We start from the raw sequence: 18,856 nt of genomic DNA, 5'->3' as shown, positions 1-18,856 counted from the left end.
ACCCCGGATCGTTGAGGTAGCATGCAGGCACAACTGGGCACGACATGATGGATGAACCGGCCGACATGGGCAGCGATGGAGACGGCGGCGATCGCGCCGCACGTGAAGCGGCCATGTGGTTCGCGCGCCTCCTCGACGACGATACGCCGCAGACCGATTACGCGCTCTTTCGCAACTGGCTGGAGGCCGACGCGCGCAATGCGCAAGCCTATGCGCGGCTGGAAAGGCTCTGGGCGATAGCCGGGAGCGAGATTGTCCCATCTCACAAGAGCCATACAGAAAAGAGCGTTTCGCGTCGAGGTCTCCTCAAGGCAACGAGTGCCGCCATACTGCTGACCGGTGGTGGCCTGACGGCGTGGACCGTCCTCGACCGTGCCGATTATTCCACCGGTACCGGCGAGCTGGAAACCGTGATGCTGGAAGATGGTTCGCGTGTCGAACTTTCCGCCGCCAGCGCCATCTCCGTCGACATCACCGCATCCGTCCGTCGCATCATCCTGCACCACGGCGAGGCGTTTTTCTCCGTGACCGAGGATTCGGCGCGGCCCTTCATCGTCCAGGCGGGCAACGTTCGTGCCACGGCACTCGGTACAGCCTATTCCGTCGGCATCACGTCGGAACGCACCAGCGTGGCGGTGACGGAACATACGGTGCGGGTGGATGCCGGAGGCCGCCATATCGATCTCGGCGAAGGCGATGCCATCGATGTGGAGAACGGCAGGCTTGGCGCCATCGGCACCGGAGAGGCTGGAAACCGGCTTGCCTGGCGGTCGCGCCAGCTTGTCTTCCTGGCCCGGCCGCTGAGCGAAGTGATAGCGGAAGTAAACCGCTGGCGGCGCGGCAATCTCATCCTCCGCGATCCGCAGCTGGCTCAACGCCGCATCACCATCGTCATCGACCTGAAGGACATCGAGGGCATCGACCTGACGCTCGAACAGGGCCTGCCGATCACGCTCACCAGCTACACGCCGATTATCACGCTCGTATCGGCCAGAAAATAATTTACCGATCCACTCAGGTTTTTCTCCGCCCCGTTCGTAATCAACGGCAACGGCGTCTTGTTGGCCGGGGACGGAGTTGTAGTGCGGGGGCATGCGATGACAGTGCGTAAGACCAAGTTAAAGATGAGCAGGGCCGGGCTCGGCGCCCTTCTGTTGAGCACGGTTGCCATCCTCACTGTCGTTCCCCAGGCGATTGCCCAGACTGTGCTGCAGTTCTCGATCCCGGCACAATCGGTCTCTTCCGCTCTCGTTCGCTATTCGACACTGACAGGCGTAAATCTCGTCTATGACGGAGAACTCTCTGGTGGCTTGAGAAGCAGCGCGGTCAATGGCCAGCTTTCCAAGGAGCAGGCACTCGGCCGGCTTCTCGCCGGCACGGGCCTCACTTACCGCTTCGGCGCCAATGACACCGTCACCATCGTTGCGCCGCAGCAGGGCTCGGCCGCAATCGGCGGCGATGCCACGACGCTGGAAGCGATCGTCCTGCAGGGCGGCGATGCGCCCGGCAGCTATGAAGCTGCCGAAAGCTCGGTCGGCACCAAGACCGACACACCGCTACGTGACGTTCCGCAGTCGATCCAGGTGGTCAAGCGCAGCGTGCTGGAAGACCAGCAGGCGACGAGCCTGACCCAGGCGCTGGAAAACGTGTCGAACGTTCGCGAGAGCTCCACCGCCGGCAACCGCGCGGCCACCTTCATCACCCGCGGCTTTGCCTCCAATACCTACGCGATCGACGGATCGGTCCTGAACGCTACGGGCAGCCGGCCCGAAGTCAATCCGGATCTCGCCGGCGTCGAGCGTGTGGAAGTGCTCAAAGGCCCGGCTTCGGTTCTCTACGGCCGCGGCGAACCGGGCGGCCTGATCAACATCGTGACACGCCGGCCGACGCAGGAACTGACTGCGGAAGCAACCACCCAGATCGGCAGCTACGGCTTCCGCCGCGCCGAGGCGACGGCAAGCGGCGCGCTCAGCGAGGACGGCGCCTGGACCGGACGCATCACCGGCGCTGCCCAACGAGAAGGCGGCTTCATCGACCAGCGGCAGGACAGCGAGCGCCAATATATTGGCGGCGTGCTGGAATGGTCGCCGGACGAGGACACGCGCGTCAACCTGAGCGTCGACAACACCCACCAGAAGCAGCCCTTCGACCGCGGCCTGATCGTCGGACCAGACAATGAAATCGTAGGCCCCTATCACCGCTTCTTAGGCGAGGACTGGTCGATGGTGGACAGCCGCAAGACCCGGATCGCGTTGACCGCCGAGCATCAGGCACTGGAATGGCTGAAGTTCCGCAGCACCGTCCGCTACGATGATGCCTATACGCACGACACCGGCATCGACTATCAAGGGCTGGACGACGACGACAGCAGCCTGATGACCCGCCGATATTCGGATCGCGTCGAGGACATGAGCAACCTCGACCTGCAGTTCGAAGGCATCATGACCTTCGATACGGGCACCGTCGGCCACACGGTACTGGCAGGGGTAGAGCATGTCCGTTCACGAATGGACTTCTGGTCGGCGCGAGCCAATATCGATCCGATCAACATATATGATCCGGTCTATGGCGCGCTGAAGCCGACACCGAGAATCAACAATATCTACGTGCAGGATATCGTCACCTCGTCGATCTATCTGCAGGACCAGATCGATTTCAACGACCAGTGGAAAGCGCTCGCCGGCATTCGCTACGACTATTTCGATCACGAAGTAAATTCCGACTTCAACGAGGAGCCGCCCTTCGATGGCGGTGCGGTGACCTGGCGAGCAGGCCTCGTTTATCAACCGACCGACCGGCTCTCCTTCTATACGAGCTACGCCACGAGCTTCATGCCACAGAGCGCGCTTGGCACGGACAATCAGGTATTGGATCCCGAGGAAGGCTGGCAGGTCGAGGCGGGCGTCAAGGCAGACCTGAGCGACCGCGTATCCGCGACCTTCTCGGTATTCCAGATCACCAAGAAGAATGTCGCTGTCGCCATCGATGAAACCGACTTCTCCGAACTTATCGGAGAACAGCGCTCCCGCGGCGCGGAAATCGACGTTACCGGCGAGATCACCGACGGCTGGCAGATCATAGCGTCGCTCGGCTATGTCGATGCCGAGGTCACCAAGGACAAGGTCGACTTGGAACCTGGCGAGGTGTCGACTGTCGGCAACCAGCTGATCGGGACGCCCCATTGGAGCGGCAGCCTCTGGACGACCTACGAGTTCCAGACGGGGAAGCTGGAAGGCCTGAAACTCGGCGCCGGCATCACTGCCGTCGGCGAACGCACCGGCGACCTGGAAAACAGCTTCTTCGTCGATGGCTATTACCGGGTAGATGCCTCGGTCTCCTACAAGGTCACCGAAAACCTCGACTTCTCGCTCATCGGCCGCAACCTGACCAATCAGGATTATATCGAGAGCACCGCCAGCCGGACGGAAAACCATCCGGGCGCGCCGATGAACTTCATGGCCGCGATCAAGGCGACATTCTGAGACCGCTTCATGAACTCAACCGACAGGCGGGATGATCCCGTCCTTTCCATGGAGACCGTCAGCTTCGATTACGGATCGCAATCCGTGATCGAAGCGATGTCGTTTGGTGTCCGGCCCGGCGAATTCCTCGCCATCGTCGGCCCGAACGGCTGCGGCAAGAGCACCGCCCTGAAGCTGATGGCCGGGCTGCTCACGCCGTCGGGCGGAAATGTCCTGCTGAAGGGCAAGCGGGTCGCTTCCATGCGCCGCAGGGCGATCGCCCGCGAGCTCTCACTTCTCGCCCAATCGAACGAAGCGCCTGCCGGAATGCTAGTGCGCGATCTGATCGGCATGGGGCGCTTCGCCCATGAGGGATGGTTTACCGCCAACACGAAGGAAGACCAGCGACACATCGCGGATGCCATGCGCATCATGGATGTCGAGACATCCGCCGATCGCCGCGTCGGCGAATTGTCCGGCGGGCAATTGCAGCGCTGCCGCATGGCGATGACGCTTGCCCAGGACGCGAATGCCCTGCTGCTCGACGAGCCGACCAACCATCTCGACCTCAACTACCAATACGCGCTTCTCGATGTCGCGAGAAAACAGGCGGCCGCCGGCCGCGCCGTCGTTGCCGTCCTGCACGACCTGACCCAGGCGAGCCTCTATGCCGACCGCATCATCCTGATGGACAAGGGAAAGATCGTCGCCGACGGGCACCCAAGCGATGTCCTGACCGTCGACAGGGTGGAGGTGGTCTACGGCATCCGCACCGTCCCGACGCAGATCGGCCGCGCCGTCGTGCTGCTGCCCGAAGGCGCCCTGCGATGAGGGCATGGGTGCTGCTGGCCGCCATGTTCCTGGCGATGCTGATGCTTGCAGGCCTGCATCTCGCCGCCGGCGCGCGCATGTCTGCTCCGGATCTCGTACTGCAGGCGCTGTTCGATTACGATCCCCGCAATTACCAGCATGTCGTCATCGTCAAGCAGCGGCTGACAAGGCTGGTCGTCGCCGGCTATGCGGGCACCGTTCTCGCCGTCTCGGGCCTGCTGCTGCAGAAGATCCTGCGCAATGACCTCGTCTCGCCCTCGACGCTCGGCATTAACAGCGGCGCCGTGACCTTCGCGGTCCTCGGCATCTTCTTCTTCGGCCTTGGTGGAGCGCAGGTCTTCTGGCCCGCCTTACTGGGCGGCGTGGTGGCGATCTGCGTGACCTTTCTCATCGCCGGCCTCGTCGGCGGCCAGAAGCGCGACCCGCTGTCGCTCGTTCTCGGCGGCTCCATGACGGCCACGCTGTTTTCCGCCGTCACCACTTTCGTCATCTCGCTCGACCCGGATCGCTTCGGCGACCTGATGAGTTGGCTCGTCGGCGATATTGGCAATTTCGACTACCAGCCGCTCGCGTTTCTCTGGCCTGTCGGTCTCATCGGGCTCGTCCTTGCCATGGCCCTGTCGCGCGCCGTCGATCTCCAGACGCTGGGCGAGGAGCAGGCGGCAAGCCTCGGAGCCGACACTCGCACGGTTCGCTGGGCGGTGCTGGCGATCACCATCCCACTGTCCATCTCGGCCGTCAGCATCGTCGGGCCGATCGGCTTCGTCGGCCTTGTCGCGCCCCATATGGCACGCCTTTTGATGGGAGAGACCGGCCGCGTGGCCATCGCCTTCACCGCGGTTCTCGGCGCCATCATCGTCATCGGCGCCGACATCGTCTCCCGCACCCTGCTTGCCCCGCGTGTCCTCAATGTCGGCACCGTCATGGCGCTCGCAGGCGGCATCGCCTTTCTCGCGATCATCGTCTCGACGCAGCGGAGGCGCAGGGCGTGAGAGGAGCCATCCATCAGACGCGTCGCGATCTCTATCGATTGCCTGGCACGGCCAGGCCGGCGCTCATAGTCGCCGGCTTGTGCGCCCTCCTGTTGCTCTCCGCCTTCTTCGCGCTTCAGCTCGGCTCCTCGACGCTCTCGATCGAAGACCTGCTGCGCTGGATGATGCCATTCGTGCCGTCCGACCGGGAAACCACGGCCATCATGACGCTGCGCTGGCCGCGGGTGGCGATGGCCATGCTCGGCGGGGGGATGATCGCTGCCTCCGGCTACATTCTCCAGGTGGTCTCCCGCAACGGCCTTGCCGATCCCGGCCTGCTCGGCATTTCGCAGGGCACGATGGCGGCAGTGGTGCTTGGGGCGACCGTCTTTTCGGTGCCGCCACAATGGCTCGCTCTTGCCGGTCTCGGCGGTGGCATGGCAACGGCCATCGGCGTGCTGATGCTCGCCCGCATGCTCGCCTCCCCCAGCGGCCTGATCCTGGTCGGCCTCGCCGTCGGCATCGTGCTCAGCGCCATGATCGAGATCGTCATGGTCCAGGGCGGCATCCTGCAGTTTGCCCGCTGGCTCGCCTGGTCCCATGGCTCGCTGACGGTTGCTTCCGCCACAAGCGTGACGATGGTTGCCCTGTGGGCAGTCGTCCTTCTGCCGCTGACCCTCGTCATGTCCCGGCAGATGATGCCGCTCCTGCTCGGAGCCGAACAGGCAGCCGGCATCGGCGCCTCGCCGAAATATCTGCTGCCGCTCTTCACCCTGCTGGCCGCTGCCCTCGTCGCCCCGATCGTCGCAGCGGTCGGGCCTATCTCCTTCCTCGGCCTGATCGGCGCCCATATCGCCAGGCGGCTTGTCGGGGAACGCCCGGGCGCAGTGCTGCCGGTCGCGATGCTGTGCGGCGCCCTGCTGCTTCTTGCCGCCGACACGGCAGGCCGCACGCTCTTCCTGCCGGTCATCGTGCCGGCCGGCATTCTGGTTTCCGTGGCCGGTGTCATCACATTCCTCATCGCCGCGCGGCTTTCCCGCCAGGTGCGATAGACCAACGCCAGACAAGAGGTTTTCCCAATGCGCAGCGTTTTCCTTGTCCTCCTGATCCTCCTCTCGTCGTTCGCCGCCGTCGCGCATGCGAGAAGTGTGACAGACCATAACGGCCGCGTGGTCGAGGTACCGGACGCGCCGCAGCGGATCGTCTCCCTGCATGACTGGACCCTGACCGCGATGGCGACGGAGCTTGGCGCGCCGCTGATCGCCAGCAACGGCCGGCTGGCGGCGGATGGCAGCATGTTCATTCGCGGAGGACGGGAATTGTTCGGCCTCGACTTCACCAAGGTCGAGCTGGCATCGATCCACGGCAAGCCGGATCTGGAACGCATACGGGCGCTGAGGCCGGATCTCATCGTCGCCAATGCCGGAGATTATTCCGCGCTCGCAGAACAGCTCTCGACGATCGCGCCAACGCTGATGTTCAATGCCGAAAACGGCAAGCCCGGCTTCGAACTCTATCGCGAATTCGCCGGCTGGATCGGCAGGGAGCAGCGCTTCGACGAATTGCAGGCAGCCTATCGGACACGCATCAAGGCGCTGCGTGAAAAACTTTCCGGGGCGACCGCCGACCGCAGCTATGCCGCGATCCTCACCAATGGACGGGATGGAACGCTGTCGGTTCTCAAGGAATATGGCGTGCTGACGACCGTCCTCGACGACCTCGGCCTGCAGCGCGTTGCTCTGACCGAGACAGTCCCGCAAAGCACGAGCCGGATGACGATCGGCGCCGAACTGATCGGCGAACTCGATGCCGACCTGATCGTGACCTCCTACCTGCCGGAAACCGGCGGCACACCGCAGACCGTGTTCGACGACCTCGATCGCATCGCATCGGGTTATCGCGATTTCCTGCATGCCTATGCGAACAAGCGTATTTTCAGCTTCTCGCGCTACGAGGTCTATCCGACCAGTTTTCGCGGGGCGGGGCTTCTGCTCGACCAGTTCGAGGAAAAGCTTCGATAGGCGCCATCGAACAGAGACTTGCCCGCGGCCCGCTTTTCGGGCCGCGGGAGTATCATGGAACGGCCTTACGCGGACGGCTGCTTCGTCTTGCGCAGGTAGGGCAGTACGGTATCGAACGAGCCGAAACGCTGTGTCGCGTCCTCGTTGGAAACGGCCGCCGTGATGATCACGTCGTCGCCATTCTTCCAGTTGGCCGGCGTCGCAACCTGGTGCTTGGCCGTGAGCTGAATGGAGTCGATCGCCCGGAGGATCTCATCGAAATTGCGGCCGGTAGTCATCGGATAGGTGAGGATCAGCTTGATCTTCTTGTCCGGGCCGATGACGAAGACCGAGCGTACCGTGGCGTTGTCGGCGGGCGTACGGCCTTCCGACGACGATCCGGCGCTTGCCGGCAACATGTCATAGAGCTGCGCGACCTTGAGGTCCTTGTCGCCGATCAGCGGATATTCGACGTCGAAGCCGGTCGCGGTGCGGATATCGTCCTTCCACTTGGCATGGCTTTCGACCGGATCGACGGAAATGCCGATGATCTTGACGCCGCGCTTGCGGAATTCGCCCTCGAGGCCCGCCATGGTGCCGAGCTCGGTCGTGCAGACCGGCGTGAAATTCTTCGGGTGCGAGAACAGCACTGCCCAGTTGTCGCCGATCCACTCGTGGAAGGAGATCGTGCCCTGTGTCGTGTCGGCCTGAAAGTCCGGGGCGATATCGTTGATGCGTAAGCTCATTTTGGTCCTCCAATGAACGTGCAATTAAACCGCGAAATGATGACGGAAACGAGTTCCAGAATGCTCCCCGCATATGAAAGAAGAAAATAAACTCCCGTCAATCAAAACCAAATTGCAGATATAATTCTATATGCTTAGGCCGACACCACGATGACACCAACACGCCGTAGCGGCCCACCACCCGATCAAGATGATGATATTCTCGCCGCCAACTCCGTGGCCACCTTCTTGGCCTGTACCCTGATGTCGGGGACCGCCGTGATCTCCCAGAACTGACCGGCCGAAAGAGCCCCGACGACATAGGCGCCGATCTCCTCGTTCAGCTTCTTCGAAACGACCCGCGAACGGTCGTCCACGCTGATGCCCAGCCTCAACGGGTCAGCTTCGATCAGCGTCTGCCGGCGCATTTCTTCGAGGAGCGGCGAGTGGCTGATGCCGGCGCGCTCCATCCCCGTGCAGTTGATCAACCAGTCGGCGCTGACCTGCTCGGCAGCCTGGCTGCCCCTTTTACGGTAGGCGAGCTTCAACCGCTTTCCGTCGGCTTCGATCGCCCCGAGGAAACCCGCCCTCACCCGAACGGTACCCTCGCTTAGCAAGGCCTCGAACTGCGCATATACGTCCGGTGCGACGCGATGCCGGTGGACATTCCACCAGGGGAGCACGTGACGCAGGAACCGCCGGCGCTCCTCCGTCGGCAGTCGCTGCCACAACTGCTGGGTCACGGGCCGCAGCCCATCCATGACTGCCCGCCAGTCCGTGACCGTCCTGCTCCTGGCCCGAAGCACCTTGAGCAGCTCGCTCAGCCTGGTCGGCAGGGCGCCGATATCGAATTGGGCAGCGGGAGGTGGTGTCCGTACATGCCCGAGCGGCGCCAGGCCACGGCGCGACAGAACGTCGATATGGCCGCGATGACCATGGGCCCGCAAGGCAAGCACCTGATCGATCATTGTCAGCCCGGACCCGAGGATACAGACGGAATCCTCCGGCCTGACCCGGTTCATCCATGACAGCCGCCAGGGGTTTTCAACGACACGGGATCGTACGGCAGACGACAGCCCCGCGATATCCACCGGCAGGTTTGCATTACCGACACCGAGGCAAAGGACCACGTTCCTGGCGCCGATCTGGTCGCCATTGTTCAGGTCGAAGATCAGCGTCCGGCTGGTCTGTTCGAAACAACCCGACGCCTTGGCCTTGATGAAATCCACTCGGCAGCGTTCGTTCTTGCGGCGCAGCAGCCGCGCGAGCGTATCGCGCACATAAAGCCCGTAGTCGCCGCGCGATGCGAAATCGCCTTCCTGCAGCGGGACGTTGCGGCTCTTCAGCCAGTCGACGAAATCGGAAGGCTGATCAGGATGAAGGCTCATGCGGCCGGCGGGCACATTGAGACGGTGAAGATGCAATTCGGTGCGATAGGCAGTGCCCCGCCCGAACCCTGGATCATCGCCGATCACGGCGATCGAAGCGGTTGGCGGTAGCTGCTGGATGAGGTTACAGGTGACGGCGATCGCGGAAAATCCCGCGCCGACGATAACGACGTCATAAATCAAGGCGTCCTCCCATGTGGCGGCCAGATTGGAAGCCTGTGAGCTGCTGATTCCAACTCCAACTAGATAGGCAATGGCTCGCGAGGACAAGACCGGCGAGGTCGAGTTTACGCCGGACGCGGATTGGCGCGTGGCGCCGGGCCAAGCGGACGGCGGCCGAAAGGACCGCCACCCCGCATGTCGTGATCGGGGTGTCAGGCGGCCGCGAGGGGCCCTTTTCCGGCACCGCTGAGCAGCCAGGCAAGGCTGACCTTCAGCACGCCGGCAACCTTGTCGAGACGGTCGTGCCGCAGGGCGATCTGGTCGTTTTCCCAATGGCGCCAGGTCTCGGTTTCCACGCCGACCACGCCGGCGGCGTCTTCCAGTGACAGGCCGCAGGCGTCGCGGGCGAGAGAGATCCGCCCCCCGACCGTGTCGTCGGCCGCAAAGCTCCAGTCAACTCGTGAATCATACATCAGCTAGTCCCCTCGAAAGAAAGAACGCGACCCCGCCGGAGATGCCGGCGGGGTCGCAAGTTCCTATCAGCCCTGGTCGCCGATCCAGGCCTTGACCTGGTCCGGATGGTCCTTGATGTATTTCTCGACCGCCTCCTCGTAGGAGGTCTCCTGGGCATTGAACATTCCCGCTTCCAGGTCGGAAATCGGCAGTTTCATGCGCGAGAAGAATTCGGCAACCTTGGGGTTTTCGCTCTTGAAATCCTTGCGGGCGATGACGTCGACATGTTCGGCCTCACCGAGCGACTTCTTCGGGTCGGCGATGTAGCGCAGCTTGTACTTGCCGAACATCCAGTGGGGGCTCCACGAGGTGGCGACGAACCACTTCTCGCCGCGATAGGCGCGGTCGACGCTGGTCAGCATGCCGGCTTCACTGGAGATCTGCAGCTTGTAGTCGTCAAGCGCGTAATCCTTGACCGCCTGCTGCGACAGGCGCGTCAAGCCTGCGCCCGGCTCGATGCCGTCGATCTTGCCCGAAAGCTTTTCCTGTACTTCCGGCTTCTTCAGGTCCTCGATCGAGGCGATCTCGCTTTCCGGAATATAGGCCGGAACGACCCAGCCGAGCTTTGCGCCGTCATAGACAGTGCCGAGCGTCTCGACGCGGTTCTTCACCTTGTCGAAGTAATCGGCATGGGTCTGCGGCAGCCAGGCCATCATCATCAGGTCGATATCGCCGCGGCTGACGCCCTGATAGAGAGGTGCGACATCCGTCTGCACCAGCTCGACCTTGGTGTCGAGTTCATCGGTGAGGATCTTGGCGGCAAGCTTGGTGACGAATTCGGCGTCGGACCATGCGGACCAGCCGATCTTTACCGGCTCGGCGTCCTGCGCCATCACCGGCATGGCTGAACCTGCAGCAATGGCTGCGGCCAGTCCGAAAGTTGCTGCCAGGGTTGCCCGGCGCGTCGAATTTGTCTTGAACATGCGTTCTCCTTTTTGGGAGGTTTGAATTCGCGGGTTCAGCACCCGCCTGGTTGGCGCGAAAGCAGGCTCAGGCGGTGGCCGGAGCAAGCTCCTCGCGCTCTTGTCTCTTGAAAAGCACCGACCAGAAGGCGGCACGGGGCTTTCCGAGGGATTGGGTCAGACGGTCGAGGATGACCGCCAGGATGACGACGGCAAGGCCGCCTTCGAAACCGGTACCGACGTCGAGACGCTGGATGCCGGTCAGAACCGTGTTGCCGATGCCGCCGGCGCCGATCATGGAGGCGATGACCACCATCGAGAGCGACAGCATGATCGTCTGGTTGATGCCGGCCATGATCGACGGCATGGCATTCGGAAGCTGCACCTTGAACAGCAGCTGCGACGACGTGCAGCCGAAGGCGTTGCCCGCCTCGATGAACTCGGCATGCACCTGGCGGATGCCCAGATTGGTAAGGCGCACCACCGGCGGCATGGAGAAGATAACGGTCGCGATCGCCCCCGGCACGGCGCCGAGACCGAAGAACATGGCGGCCGGGATCAGGTAGACGAAGGCCGGCATGGTCTGCATCAGGTCGAGGATCGGGCGGACGACGGTCGCGACCGAATCCTTACGTGCCATGGCGATGCCGAGCGGCAGGCCGATGAGCATCGCCATCAGTGTCGAGGCAATGACCAGCGACAGCGTCTCCATCATGGCACCCCAAAGGCCCATATGGTCGACGAGCCAAAGCGCCACACCGGTCAGGATGCCGAAGCCGATGCCGACCCGCCACAATGACAGGACAACGAAGATGGCGACGCCGACCGGCATCGGGATCGCAACGAGCGCGCCCTGGATCGTGCCGGTCACGTAGCCGATCACGGCGGCGATGAAATCCAGAACGGGCGAGAAATTGTCCAGAACGTAATTGACGGCTGTGTCTATGCCGTCACCGATATCGAAATTCATGTCAGTCTCCGGTTTTGGGGCCGGCTACAGCGCCGCGCGCCTCATCGGCGCGCCAAGGCGCTGCAACATTTAAAAGGATTGGCGAGGATCAGCTGGCGCGATCGAGGGTTTCGAGCAGCGTCGACTTGCTGATGGAGCCGAGATAACGCTTGGTGTCGTCGATGACAGGCACCGGCCAGGGGCTGGCCGCGACCTTGCCCAGCACGTTGGACAGGGGCTCGTCCGCCGGGATCGGCTCGATCTCGGAAAGGAAGGCGCTGCGATAGGGATCGTCCGCCTTCAGACGCAGCTTTTCGACGAGCGACGTCTGGCTGACGACGCCCTGGTAACTCTTGTCGCGACCGAGAACGATCGCGTATTCGCGGTCGAAGTTCTTCATCCGCTCAAGGGCTGCGGCAGCGGTCGTGCCCTGGCGCTCGATGATGGTGATCTGCGTCTTGCGCGCTACGTCGCCGGCCTTGAACACCTGGCTGACATCGACATTGCGGAAGAACGAGCGGACATAGTCGTTGGCCGGGCTCATGACGATCTCGTCCGGCGTGCCCACCTGGATGACATTGCCGTTCTGCATGATGCAGATGCGGTCGCCGATACGCATCGCCTCGTCCAGATCATGGCTGACGAAGACGATGGTGCGGCTGTGCTCGGCCTGGAGACGGACGAGTTCGTCCTGCATTTCCGTGCGGATCAGCGGGTCGAGGGCGGAAAACGCCTCGTCCATCAGGAGGATGGTCGGCTCACTGGCAAGCGCGCGGGCAAGGCCGACACGCTGCTTCATGCCGCCGGAAAGCTGGTCGGGCATGCTGTCGGCATAACCGTCGAGACCAACGGCCTTCAGCGCTGCAAGTGCCTTCGCCTTGCGCTCAGCCTCACCGACGCCTGACACTTCGAGGCCGAAGGCGGCGTTGTTGAGAACGGTGCGGTTGGGCAGCAGCGCGAAGGACTGAAACACCATGCTGATATCGCGGCGACGCACGTCGATCAGCTCGCGGCGGGACATCTTGGTGACGTCCTTACCGTCGATCTCGATCGACCCGGAGGTCGGCTCGATCAGGCGATTGAGCAGGCGAAGCAGGGTGGATTTGCCGGAACCCGACAGGCCCATGATGACGAAGATCTCGCCGGCCTTGATGTCGAAGCTCGCATCATTGACGCCGACCGAACATCCGGTCTGGGCGTGGATTTCGGATTTTGTCTTGCCGGCCCGGATCAGTTCGAGCGCCTTGTCGGGGCGCTCACCGAAAACCTTGTAGACATTCTTTAGACTGATCTTGGTCGAAGCCGTTTCAAGCGGCGCGTCATTTTCAGTTGCAAAAGCCATTCAATCTTGGGCCCGGGCTCGATAGCGCGGGCATACTCCTTTTGTGAAACCTCGAGCCGGCAGCCTGTGACCTTCGGATCTCGAACTTTTCATCATTGTCTTCAACGGTGACGAAACACCGTCAGCGATATACTGCCTGCTGCTGGACTTCGTCCGCGAGGCTTTTGATCGATCGGGAATTCTGTGACGCCGAGCGCCCTACCCCTGTAAGAAGAGCCTTTATCTAGGGGCCATCCCGCAAGAAGTCCATAAAAAAATCATAATCGTCTGAGCCTGCGCTTCAAATTATTATGATATTGCCGGCGATCTGCGCATTCTATTTTCCGGTCACGATAGTAAAATCTGCACCTCAAATCACGCCAATACGATAGACCGAGAACACTTGACTATCAGGCATCCTCACGCTTCAACCGGCCGCCGGAACAGCACTGTTTCGTTACTCTGCCTTGCGGCGAAATGTCTCTATCGAGGACGCTTCAACTCGCCCTGAGAGCCAATGCGAAGAAGTCGGCAATCGGCTTCACCAGATAGGACAGAATGCTGCGATTGCCAGTCTGCAGGAAGGCATCCGCCGGCATGCCGGGCACCAGCCGAAATATGGTCTCGTCGCCGTCAAGCAGGATCCGCGCCTCGTAATATTGCTGGCCTGTCTTCGCGTCGATGATCAGGTCCGGCGATATCCGCTCCAGAACACCCTTACGCTCGGGGGTGCTCTTCTGATTGAACGAGGGAAACTTCAGGAAAACCTTCTGCCCGAGATAGATCTGGTCGATGTCGTTGGGAGACACCCGGGCATCGACCACCAGCAGATCCGATTGCGGTACGATCAGCATCAGCGACATCCTGCTCGAAAACAACACCGCCTATGACAACGGCCATGGCGCGACCGGCGGCGCGGGTGTCGTCGTCCAGCGCAGCGACATCTTTCCGGAAGGCGAAAATACCATTCCCTGGGTGACCGACGTTCGCATCATCGGCGGCGAATATTACGGCAACAGCCGCGAAGGCATCCTCATCAAGCTGTCCGACGATGTCGAGGTCAGCGGAGTCAGCGTGCATGACAACATGCGCCAGGGCATCAGGGTGGAAGGCGCCACCAACAGCGATATCCACGGCAACGAGATCTACAACAACTCGCGCGAAAGCGCGGGTGTCTACGACGAGATCAACATCCGCCTGCGCCTCGACGACGTCGTCGATCCGCCGCGCACCTATTATTCGGAAGACACACGGATCTATGACAACGATATCCATTCCGACGGCGGCAGCCGTTACGGCATTCGCGAGGAGCTGACCAACTCGACGGCCGGCAATCCGTCCGGAACGGTCGTCTACGGCAATACCGTCACCGGCACGGCCTCCGGCGCGGTCTATGTCCCGCCCTACAGCGTCACGGAGGGTGACGACTATCTCTACGGCACGACCAGCGCGGACAGCTTTGCCGGTCTCGGCGGCAACGACACCTATATCGTCAACCACAGTGGCGATACCGTCCTCGAACAGGCCAATGCCGGCAACGACACCGTGATCGCCAGCCTGAACTACACGCTGAGCGCCAATGTCGAGAACCTGGCCCTCACCGGAAGCGCGGTGCGCGGCACCGGCAACGACCTCGCCAACTACATTCTCGGCAATGCCGCCAACAACGAGCTCGAGGGCCTCGGTGGCGACGACATTCTCGATGGCGGTGCCGGCGCCGACACCATGCAGGGCGGCGACGGCAACGATACCTATTATGTCGACAACGCTCTCGACGTGATCATTGAAAAGGACCACGCGGGCCTTGGCGGCTACGACACGGTCTACAGCACGGTGAGCTACGGTCTGGCCGCAGAGGTGGAAAAGCTGGTTCTGCAGGGGACATCGAACCTCAACGCAACCGGCAACGTGCTGGCCAACGAACTCGTCGGCAATTCCGGTGACAATATCCTTGATGGCCAGGGCGGCGCAGACACGATGCGCGGCGCGCTGGGCAACGACACCTATATCGTCGATCACACCGGCGATATGGTCATCGAGCTTGCCGGTCAAGGCATCGACACGGTGAGGAGTTCTCTCACCTACACGCTCGGCGACAATGTCGAGAACCTGGTCCTCACCGGCAGCGGCCAGCGGGATGCCACCGGCAACGCGCTCGGCAACGTCATCATCGGCAATGACGGCGCGAACAAGATCCACGGCATGGATGGCGACGACATCATCGAGGGCGGTCTCGGCGCCGACCAGCTTTATGGCGATGCCGGCAACGACACCTTCGTGCTGCGCAAGGGCGAGTTCCAGGGCGACGTCATCGAGGATTTCAGCGGCAATGGCACGGCTCTCGGCGACCGCATCCAGTTCACCGGCTTCAGCGCCAGTGCCGTTCTCGTAAATATCGGCGGCGACAGCTGGCAGGTGCAGGACGGCGCCCATGTCGAGACCTTCCGCATCAAGGTGCCGGTCGGCCAGGCGGCCTTCGATCTCAGCGACTACTCCTTCGACGGCGCGCCGCCGCCATCCAACTCCGCCCCCGTCGCCTCATCGACCGGCAACAGCATCAACGGACAGGAAGACGTGGTCGTGACCGGCAACGTGCCGACCGGCGCGGATGCCGATGGCGACGCACTCAGCTACGCGCTGGTGGCGCCAGTCACGGGCCTCACCTTCAACACCGACGGCACGTTCAGCTTTGCGCCACCGGCAAACCAGAATGGCGACTTCACCTTCCAGTATGTCGTCAAGGATGTTCGCGGCGCTCAGAGCGCGCCGCAGACCTTCACCATCGCGCTTGCCGCCGTCAATGACGCACCGGTCGCATCCGCGACCGGAAACAGCCTTGCCGGCACCGAGGATATGGTCGCGAGCGGCAGTGTCCCGGCCGCAGCCGATGTCGAAGGCGGGCCGCTGACCTACCGGCTCGTTAACGCCGTGGCCGGGCTGAGCTTCAATGCCGACGGCTCGTTCGTCTTCACCCCTGCCGCCAATGCGAACGGCAATTTCACCTTCCAATATGTGGCGGTCGATGCCCAGGGACTGACAAGCGCCGCACAGACATTCACGATTGCGCTCGCGGCAGTCAATGATGCTCCCGTTGCCGCGGCGACCGGCAATGCCGCCGCGGGCAATGCCAACACCGTCATCAGCGGTCACCTGCCGACGGGCATGGACATCGAGGGGCATGCGCTGACCTATCTTCAGATCGGCGCGCTGTCCGGGCTCAGCCTGTCGGCAGATGGTAGCTTCACCTTCACGCCGGCCGGCAATGCCAGCGGCGACTTCACCTTCCAGTATCTGGTCAAGGATGCGCTCGGCGCCGAGAGCGCGCCGCAGACCTTCACTATCGCGTTGTCGCCGCCGGCCTCCGGCCTGATCGTCACCGGCAACAACAGCGCCAACACGCTCCATGGAGGCGCCGGCAACGATGTGATCGACGGCGGTCAGGGCGCCGACACGATGTATGGCTACGCCGGCAACGACACCTATTACGTCGACAGTTCCAAGGACAAGGTCGTCGAAGCGGCGGGCGAAGGCACCGACACGGTCATTACCACCGCCTCCTTCACGCTTGAGGACACCGTCTTTGTCGAGATCGTCCAAGCCAGCGGCACCTCCGCGGTGACACTGAAGGGCAATGCCTCGGCCAACACGCTGATCGGAAATTCCGCGGCCAATACCATCAACGGCAACGATGGCGACGACATACTGGATGGCGGTCTCGGCAATGACGCACTCACCGGCGGCAACGGTCGCGACACTTTCGTCTTCTCGACGGCACTGGGTGCGAACAACATCGACCAGATCAAGGATTTCAAGGTGGTCGACGACACGATCATGCTGAGCCGATCCGTCTTCTCGGCGCTTTCCGCCGGCACGCTCTCTCAGGCAAGTTTCGTCAAGGGTAGCCAAGCCCTCGATGCATCAGACCACATCATCTACGACAGCAATGCCGGGCAGCTTCTTTATGACGCCGATGGCGCCGGCGGGGCCGCAGCCGTCGTCTTCGCGACGATCGGAAAGGGCCTGCAGATCGACTATCTCGATTTCGTCGTTCGTGACGAACCTATAGCCTAGGGCCTTTCCAGGCTGCTCGCATCTCAAGAGGGGGAGGTCCAGCCGGCAAGGAACCGCGAGGTTCTTTGTCGGCCAGGGCTCTAGGGTTCGGGCGATAGCGTGAACCGGCTACCGCCCGAATGCGTAGGGGATCAGGCCAGCTCGACCGTCAGCGTGATCGGAACCGCGGAAAGTGCCTTGGAGACAGGGCAACCGGCCTTCGCCTTGTTGGCGAGCTCGGTGAACTGAGCGGCGTCGAGGCCCGGAACGGTGCCCTTGAGGCTGAGGGCGATGGCGGAAATGGCAAAGCCGTCCGGCACCGATTCCAGGGTAACCTTCGCGGTCGTATCCATCGCGGTGGCCGTGAAGCCGGCCTCATTGAGGATCAGCGAAAGCGCCATGGTGAAGCAGCCCGCATGGGCAGCGCCGATCAGCTCTTCCGGGTTGGTGCCAGGCACGCCTTCAAAGCGGCTGGCAAAACCATAGGGATATTCCTTCAGCGCGCCGCTCTGGCTCGAGATCTTACCCTTGCCGTCCTTCAGCCCACCTTCCCAGTGCGCCGATCCTGTCCGGTTTATCTGCATCGATGTCTCCTCTTGTTTGGATTTCACTCGAAAACGTAAGGCATGAAAATCGATGGCAATCCTGGACAAAACGCGCGAGACGCGAAGCTCGCGCAGCGTCCATTGCCAAGATCCCGGTAGATAGGATCCGGCGCCGGATAGTCGAGAGGGGCGCCCGACAGGAAACGCGGGCCGATGGCATGGCCACGGCCCGCTGGTCCTTCCGGAGCAATTCCAGCAAAACCGGAAACCGGTTTTGCGTCCGGAATGGCGGAGAGACAAACAGATGGAGCAGTTTCGCGTTTCGAAGAAAGGCGGAAAGCTCCACCCATCATATCAATCGATGAATTCGCAGCCCGCTTCCTTCAGCGCCTTGTCCACCCATTCGCGGTTGACGGTGCCGGCTTCGGTCTCGGCCATCTGCTTGGTTTCGGCCTCGTGCTTCTTGATCGTCGCCTTGAGAATATCGGCCGCATCCGCCTTCGGAACGCTGACGACGCCGTCGAGATCGCCGAGGATCAGGTCGCCCGGTTCGATGACGGTGCCGTTGATCGCGATCGGCAGGCCGATCTCGCCCGGCCCGGTGCGGTAGGGTCCGCGATGGGTCACGCCGACGGCAAAGGTCGGGACATTGCGCTCCAGGAATGCCTCGGCATCGCGGATCGCACCGTTCAAGACGAAGCCGGCAACGCCGCGACGGATCGCATGGGCAAGCATCAGTTCGCCCATGAGGGAGTTCGCCATGTCGGCGGCGGCATCGACGACGATCACGTCGCCGGGCTGGGCCATGTCGATCGCCTTGTGGAGCATCAGGTTGTCACCCGGGCGGGTGCGGACCGTCAGCGCCGGTCCGGCGAGATTGCCGGAACGATGCATCGGGCGCATTGCGGTGCCCAAAGCGCAGATACGCGACATGGAGTCGCTGACATTGGCGACGGGAAGGGCGCGGAAAGATTCGACGAGCGCCGGCTCGATACGATCCCAGTTCAGTTTGACGCGAAATCCGTAAGTCATCGAAAT

Annotated in this window: 16 protein-coding genes; 7 read left to right on the top strand and 9 right to left on the bottom strand. The window is 62.4% G+C overall.

What is annotated here, in order from left to right; translation table 11 throughout:
• Positions 1-44: 44 nt before the first annotated feature.
• From BM216_RS10205 to BM216_RS10180, 6 genes are all read left to right on the top strand, one after another.
• Positions 45-1,001: a FecR family protein gene (locus BM216_RS10205; RefSeq protein ID WP_092998714.1), complete on the top strand. Its 957-nt coding sequence runs from the start codon at positions 45-47 to the stop codon at positions 999-1,001.
• A 96-nt stretch (positions 1,002-1,097) separates the two neighbouring features.
• Positions 1,098-3,482 carry a TonB-dependent siderophore receptor gene (locus tag BM216_RS10200; protein WP_092998712.1) on the top strand — a complete coding sequence of 795 codons (2,385 nt, stop codon included), beginning with the start codon at positions 1,098-1,100 and terminating at the stop codon, positions 3,480-3,482.
• A 9-nt stretch (positions 3,483-3,491) separates the two neighbouring features.
• A complete protein-coding gene (locus BM216_RS10195) occupies positions 3,492-4,292 on the top strand; it encodes an ABC transporter ATP-binding protein (RefSeq protein WP_092998710.1) in 801 nt (266 codons plus the stop codon).
• Positions 4,289-5,284 carry a FecCD family ABC transporter permease gene (locus BM216_RS10190; protein ID WP_092998708.1) on the top strand — a complete coding sequence of 332 codons (996 nt, stop codon included), beginning with the start codon at positions 4,289-4,291 and terminating at the stop codon, positions 5,282-5,284. The genes BM216_RS10195 and BM216_RS10190 overlap by 4 nt, the downstream gene beginning before the upstream one ends.
• Positions 5,281-6,315 (top strand): FecCD family ABC transporter permease, encoded by a 1,035-nt coding sequence (locus tag BM216_RS10185; protein WP_092998706.1) that lies wholly within the window; start codon positions 5,281-5,283, stop codon positions 6,313-6,315. Before BM216_RS10190 ends, BM216_RS10185 begins: the two co-directional genes overlap by 4 nt.
• A 27-nt stretch (positions 6,316-6,342) precedes the next feature.
• Positions 6,343-7,284 (top strand): ABC transporter substrate-binding protein, encoded by a 942-nt coding sequence (locus BM216_RS10180; protein ID WP_092998704.1) that lies wholly within the window; start codon positions 6,343-6,345, stop codon positions 7,282-7,284.
• Between the two features lie 65 nt (positions 7,285-7,349).
• Here BM216_RS10180 and BM216_RS10175 read toward each other — a convergent pair whose 3' ends face one another.
• The 7 genes from BM216_RS10175 to BM216_RS10145 form a co-directional block, all read right to left on the bottom strand.
• Positions 7,350-8,009, bottom strand: a complete 660-nt coding sequence (locus tag BM216_RS10175; RefSeq protein ID WP_092998702.1) for a peroxiredoxin — start codon at positions 8,007-8,009, stop codon at positions 7,350-7,352.
• 185 nt (positions 8,010-8,194) lie between these two features.
• Positions 8,195-9,559 (bottom strand): FAD/NAD(P)-binding protein, encoded by a 1,365-nt coding sequence (locus BM216_RS10170; RefSeq protein ID WP_092998700.1) that lies wholly within the window; start codon positions 9,557-9,559, stop codon positions 8,195-8,197.
• A 191-nt stretch (positions 9,560-9,750) separates the two neighbouring features.
• Complete coding sequence (locus BM216_RS10165; protein WP_092998698.1) at positions 9,751-10,011, bottom strand: helix-turn-helix domain-containing protein; 261 nt, start codon at positions 10,009-10,011, stop codon at positions 9,751-9,753.
• Between the two features lie 66 nt (positions 10,012-10,077).
• Positions 10,078-10,893 (bottom strand): glycine betaine ABC transporter substrate-binding protein, encoded by an 816-nt coding sequence (locus BM216_RS10160; protein ID WP_092999355.1) that lies wholly within the window; start codon positions 10,891-10,893, stop codon positions 10,078-10,080.
• A gap of 148 nt (positions 10,894-11,041) precedes the next feature.
• Positions 11,042-11,923 carry an ABC transporter permease gene (locus BM216_RS10155; RefSeq protein WP_092998696.1) on the bottom strand — a complete coding sequence of 294 codons (882 nt, stop codon included), beginning with the start codon at positions 11,921-11,923 and terminating at the stop codon, positions 11,042-11,044.
• An 88-nt stretch (positions 11,924-12,011) separates the two neighbouring features.
• Complete coding sequence (gene proV / locus BM216_RS10150) at positions 12,012-13,244, bottom strand: glycine betaine/L-proline ABC transporter ATP-binding protein ProV (RefSeq protein WP_092998694.1); 1,233 nt, start codon at positions 13,242-13,244, stop codon at positions 12,012-12,014.
• A 476-nt stretch (positions 13,245-13,720) separates the two neighbouring features.
• A complete protein-coding gene (locus BM216_RS10145; protein ID WP_177230755.1) occupies positions 13,721-14,077 on the bottom strand; it encodes a beta-barrel domain-containing protein in 357 nt (118 codons plus the stop codon).
• On the opposite strand from BM216_RS10145, the gene BM216_RS10140 reads away from it, so the two are divergent.
• On the top strand, positions 14,016-17,294 hold the full coding sequence (locus BM216_RS10140) for a tandem-95 repeat protein (RefSeq protein WP_092998692.1): 3,279 nt from the start codon (positions 14,016-14,018) through the stop codon (positions 17,292-17,294). The two genes, BM216_RS10145 and BM216_RS10140, sit on opposite strands and share 62 nt — an antisense overlap.
• 131 nt (positions 17,295-17,425) lie before the next feature.
• Here the strand turns inward: BM216_RS10140 and BM216_RS10135 are convergent, their stop codons facing one another.
• Together BM216_RS10135 and BM216_RS10130 are read right to left on the bottom strand one after the other, a co-directional pair.
• Positions 17,426-17,857, bottom strand: coding sequence for an OsmC family protein (locus tag BM216_RS10135; protein ID WP_092998690.1), 432 nt, complete (start codon positions 17,855-17,857; stop codon positions 17,426-17,428).
• Positions 17,858-18,172: 315 nt separating this feature from the next.
• On the bottom strand, positions 18,173-18,850 hold the full coding sequence (locus tag BM216_RS10130) for an RraA family protein (protein WP_177230754.1): 678 nt from the start codon (positions 18,848-18,850) through the stop codon (positions 18,173-18,175).
• Between the last annotated feature and the right edge of the window lie 6 nt (positions 18,851-18,856).

This window comes from Rhizobium sp. NFR07 (assembly GCF_900111905.1).
Lineage (GTDB): Bacteria > Pseudomonadota > Alphaproteobacteria > Rhizobiales > Rhizobiaceae > Neorhizobium.
Note: the sequence above shows the minus strand (reverse complement) of the source record. Positions and strands in the feature narration are given on the sequence as shown.

What these genes read in the sequence shown, in the direction of transcription:
- BM216_RS10205 (WP_092998714.1), top strand. Translation starts at nt 45, where the DNA reads ATGATGGATGAACCGGCCGACATGGGCAGCGATGGAGACGGCGGCGAT.
- BM216_RS10165 (WP_092998698.1), bottom strand. Translation starts at nt 10,011, where the DNA reads ATGTATGATTCACGAGTTGACTGGAGCTTTGCGGCCGACGACACGGTC.
- proV (WP_092998694.1), bottom strand. Translation starts at nt 13,244, where the DNA reads ATGGCTTTTGCAACTGAAAATGACGCGCCGCTTGAAACGGCTTCGACC.
- BM216_RS10130 (WP_177230754.1), bottom strand. Translation starts at nt 18,850, where the DNA reads ATGACTTACGGATTTCGCGTCAAACTGAACTGGGATCGTATCGAGCCG.
- BM216_RS10175 (WP_092998702.1), bottom strand. Translation starts at nt 8,009, where the DNA reads ATGAGCTTACGCATCAACGATATCGCCCCGGACTTTCAGGCCGACACG.
- BM216_RS10180 (WP_092998704.1), top strand. Translation starts at nt 6,343, where the DNA reads ATGCGCAGCGTTTTCCTTGTCCTCCTGATCCTCCTCTCGTCGTTCGCC.
- BM216_RS10140 (WP_092998692.1), top strand. Translation starts at nt 14,016, where the DNA reads ATGTCGTTGGGAGACACCCGGGCATCGACCACCAGCAGATCCGATTGC.
- BM216_RS10190 (WP_092998708.1), top strand. Translation starts at nt 4,289, where the DNA reads ATGAGGGCATGGGTGCTGCTGGCCGCCATGTTCCTGGCGATGCTGATG.
- BM216_RS10135 (WP_092998690.1), bottom strand. Translation starts at nt 17,857, where the DNA reads ATGCAGATAAACCGGACAGGATCGGCGCACTGGGAAGGTGGGCTGAAG.
- BM216_RS10195 (WP_092998710.1), top strand. Translation starts at nt 3,492, where the DNA reads ATGAACTCAACCGACAGGCGGGATGATCCCGTCCTTTCCATGGAGACC.
- BM216_RS10145 (WP_177230755.1), bottom strand. Translation starts at nt 14,077, where the DNA reads ATGCTGATCGTACCGCAATCGGATCTGCTGGTGGTCGATGCCCGGGTG.
- BM216_RS10200 (WP_092998712.1), top strand. Translation starts at nt 1,098, where the DNA reads ATGACAGTGCGTAAGACCAAGTTAAAGATGAGCAGGGCCGGGCTCGGC.
- BM216_RS10160 (WP_092999355.1), bottom strand. Translation starts at nt 10,893, where the DNA reads ATGCCGGTGATGGCGCAGGACGCCGAGCCGGTAAAGATCGGCTGGTCC.
- BM216_RS10155 (WP_092998696.1), bottom strand. Translation starts at nt 11,923, where the DNA reads ATGAATTTCGATATCGGTGACGGCATAGACACAGCCGTCAATTACGTT.